Raw genomic sequence first — 253 nt, 5'->3', positions numbered from 1 at the left:
GGATTACAGCCTGACGCCGGATGCGGTGGTGTGGCAGATCCCACGCGTGGCAGCCGCCCGTCAGCTGACCGTCGAGCAGGTGAGCCAGCTGGTCGCAGAACATACGCAAAAGCCGCTGGTCAGCTTCATCGGCATGCCGATAGTGAACATTGTTGAGCTGAATCTGGCGCTGGACGCGCTAAGGAAGAACTAAATGACCGACGAGCCCATGCGCCCGGATCCGGACAGGCTGCTTGAACAGACGGCTGAAGCC

At 60.9% G+C, this 253-nt stretch carries 1 protein-coding gene; it reads left to right on the top strand.

Translation table 11 applies throughout. The annotated features are described in order from the left end of the window. On the top strand, positions 1-193 hold a 193-nt coding region (locus RTW80_RS30050; RefSeq protein WP_312721827.1), incomplete at its 5' end, for a potassium-transporting ATPase subunit C. Positions 194-253: the final 60 nt, after the last annotated feature.

Origin of the sequence: Escherichia sp. AM3 (assembly GCF_032029835.1) — a bacterium.
In the GTDB taxonomy this organism is placed as follows: domain Bacteria; phylum Pseudomonadota; class Gammaproteobacteria; order Enterobacterales; family Enterobacteriaceae; genus Escherichia; species Escherichia coli.
Note: the sequence above shows the minus strand (reverse complement) of the source record. Positions and strands in the feature narration are given on the sequence as shown.